Raw genomic sequence first — 3436 nt, 5'->3', positions numbered from 1 at the left:
GTCGAAGATTGCATCAAACTCCTAGTCGCCGTCCTTCTGAAGTAACGGCAGGGCGTCCCTGGATGAACCGAACCGGCAGCCGCAATGGGCTGCCGGTTCGCATGGATATTGCCTCTCAGGTTCAGAGACGCCCTCTATTTCTCCTCGCGTGCGTAGGGTATTCCCAGTTCCTTTGGCGTCCCGACGTGACGCACACGGACAATCAGGGTTGCCACGATGATGACCACAAACGTCGCCAAATAGGGCAGCATCGACAGTAGAGCACTGTTGATGTAGGTGCCCGCCGCCTGGAGTTGAAGCTGCAAGGCCTCAATACTTCCAAACAAGAACGCTCCGACGAGAGCATTGAAGGGATTCCACATGGCAAAGACCACAAGGGCTACGGCAATCCACCCCATACCGGAGGTAATACCGTTGAGCCAGTACGGGTGGATACAGCACGTAATGTACGCTCCTCCCGCACCCGCAAGCGCCCCTCCCACGATGGTCCAGAAGTAGCGGGTACCCACGACGTTGACGCCCATGGCATCTGCAGCCTTCGCGTTTTCGCCGACCGCCCTCAGGTTGACCCCGACCTTCGTCTTGAACAGCAGGAACCAGAACAGGGCTACCAGGATGTAGCCGGCATAAACGATCAGGTCCTGACTGAAGAGAATCGGCCCGACGAAAGGAATTCGTGACAGCCCGGGAATAGCCATGGGCTGGATGACGGTCGTGAGACGCTGAGAGACCCAGTTGTCACCATAAAAACTCGTGAGACCCGTCCCGAAGATGGTGAGCGCAAGGCCCGTGACCGTCTGGTTACCACGGAGAGTCACGCAGATAAAGGCGTGGATGGTTGCCGCTACCGCTGCCGCTGCCATGCCGAGGAGCAGGCCAACGTAGGGATTGCCGGTCTTCATAGCCCCAAGGAATCCAAAGAACGCGCCAATCAGCATCAGTCCCTCAAGCCCGAGGTTCAGTACACCGCTGCGCTCCGTCAGCACTTCGCCCAGTGTGGGAAGCAAAAGAATCGTCCCTGACTGGACAGCTCCTGCGAGAACACTGATCAGGATGCTGCCGAAAGTAGGATTCATGCGCCCCCCCGAGCCCTTTCGTCTAAGGCCACCGAGCACTTTTTCCCAATGCGAGGGGTGCTTCCGGGGGGCGTACTCAGCCTCCTCGTCAGGATTACGCGGTAGTGCGTGACGATCTCTCCTGCCAGCAGGCAGAAGAGGATCGAGCTCTCAATCACGCCGACAATGCCAAAGGGCACGCGCATGACGATCTGTATCTGGTAGCCGCCGGCTTCGAGAGCCGCCAGGAGCACCGAGATCCCGACGGCGACCAGCGGATCGAGCCCTGCCAGCCAGGCCGCGATGATAGCGGTATACCCGTAGTCCGAGTTGATCTCGAGTTGCAGAACACGCAGCACGGCTGAGGTGTGCGCAATGCCGGCAAGGCCGGCAAGGCCTCCCGAGATGACCGCAGCGATGATGACCGTCTTGAACACATTGATGCCGGCGTATCTGGCTGCGCGCTCGTTTTCGCCCAGGACTCTGGTCTCATATCCGAAGCGCGTCTTCCGGATGATGATCCAGATGATCACCGCAGCAGCCAGCCCGAAAAACAGCCCGATGTGGAGCCGCGAGGGAGGCGGGAGGATGCGCGGAAGCTGGGCATTGAGGGCAAAGTTCTTGGAGAGTGGAAACCCACGGGTGCCCCATGTCCCATACATGAAGAACCACAGAATGTACGAGGCGATGTAGTTGAGCAGAAGTGTCACAATGACCTCGTTGACATTCCAATACACCTTGAGAAGTGCGGGAATGATAGCCCACAGCGCTCCTCCAAGGGTGCCAAGTACCATCATCAGCGTCAGCAGCAGCGGCCGGGACATCGTCGCCGGGCCAAACAACGCCAGGTAGGACCCACAAATGGCCCCGATGATGTATTGACCCTTTGCCCCGATGTTGAAGAACTTCATGCGGTAGACCAGGCAAAGCCCGACGGACATGAGGATGAGGGGGACCGCGATGACCAGGGTCTCCGAGAAGGTGTAGGCCGACCCAAACGCGCCCTTGACAATGGCTCCATAGACTCTCAGCGGGTTGACATGGGCGAACAGCATGACGACAGACCCCATGAGGAGGCCCAGCAGGACCGAGCAGATAGGTACCAGGACACGAAGCTGTATCGGCGTCTTGTCGCGTTTCTCGAATCGCAGCATCTCAGACCCCTTTTCCGGTCAAGCTTTGGCGCCTACGGCGCCCGCCATCATCAGACCGATCTGTGCAATGTCCACGTGGTGCGCGTCGACAATACCGACGATACGCCCCTCGTACATCACCGCCACCCGGTCTGCAACCATGAGAATCTCATCCAGATCCTCGCTGATGAGAAGCACGGCTACCCCGTTGTCGCGTTGTTCCAGCAATATCTTGCGCACGAACTCGGTGGCACCCACGTCGAGGCCGCGGGTCGGATGTTCTGCGATCAGGAGCCTCGGATTCTCCTCGATCTCGCGGGCAAGCAGCAATTTCTGCATATTCCCGCCGGACAGGACCTTGACTGGTGCATTCTTCAGCGGCACGGCAATGTCAAACTTCTCGATAAGTCCGTCAGCATACGTACAGGCAGCAGCGTAGTCAATGAATGTTCCCCTGCGCATGGGCTGCTGCTTGTACTTCCGCAGCATAGCGTTGTCAACGGTAGAGAGATTGGGTACGAGGCCCACACCAAGTCGATCGGCCGGTATGTAGTTCACCCCTGCGGATGCCAGCGTGCACGGCGTCGCGTTGGTCACATCGATGCCCTCGACCGTGACGTGTCCGCTGACGAGGTGGCGCAGTCCTGTGATACATTCCGCCAGCTCGACCTGCCCATTGCCGGCCACACCGGCGACACCCATGATCTCGCCGCCATGCACGGTGATGTTCAGCTTGTTGAGCGCCATGATGCCACGGTCATTGTAAGCCTGAGCGTCTTCGACTTTGAGGACCTCCCGGCCTTGCTCGATGTCCTTACGTTCCAGGCGGAACAGGACGTCGCGCCCGATCATCATCTTTGCGAGCTCGCGCTCCGTGATGGAGACCGTATCGACGGTACCCACGAGCTGTCCCTTCCTCAGTACCGTGACGCGGTCGGAAACGGACATGACCTCGTTGAGCTTGTGGCTGATGAAGATGATGGATTTTCCCTCTGACTTCATCTCTCGGAGGATGCCGAACAGCTCCTCGGATTCCTGTGGCGTCAGGACGGCAGTCGGCTCATCCAGGATCAGGATGCGAGCGCCCTTGAACAGTGTCTTGATAATCTCGACACGCTGCTGTTCGCCCACGGAGAGCTGCCAGATCTTGGCATAGGGGTCGACGCGGAAATTGTACTTCTTTGCTATGGCCTCAATCTGGTGGGCCACGGACTTCTTGTCTATATAGAAACCCTGAGACTCCAGTCC

Annotated in this window: 3 protein-coding genes; all 3 read right to left on the bottom strand. The window is 58.5% G+C overall.

The genetic code is table 11. The features are described from left to right. Positions 1-134 precede the first annotated feature (134 nt). Entirely contained in the window at positions 135-1076 is a 942-nt protein-coding gene (locus SMC5_RS00840; RefSeq protein WP_119086792.1) for an ABC transporter permease, read from the bottom strand. After that, positions 1073-2209, bottom strand: coding sequence for an ABC transporter permease (locus SMC5_RS00835; protein ID WP_119086791.1), 1137 nt, complete (start codon positions 2207-2209; stop codon positions 1073-1075). The genes SMC5_RS00840 and SMC5_RS00835 overlap by 4 nt, the downstream gene beginning before the upstream one ends. Positions 2210-2227: 18 nt before the next feature. After that, positions 2228-3436, bottom strand: a 1209-nt coding sequence (locus tag SMC5_RS00830) for an ABC transporter ATP-binding protein (protein ID WP_119119207.1), incomplete at its 5' end; no start/stop codon positions are given.

This window comes from Candidatus Cryosericum odellii (assembly GCF_003570935.1).
GTDB lineage: Bacteria > Caldisericota > Caldisericia > Cryosericales > Cryosericaceae > Cryosericum > Cryosericum odellii.
The sequence above is the reverse complement of the archived record's forward strand: the minus strand, read 5'-3'. Positions and strand labels throughout refer to the sequence as shown.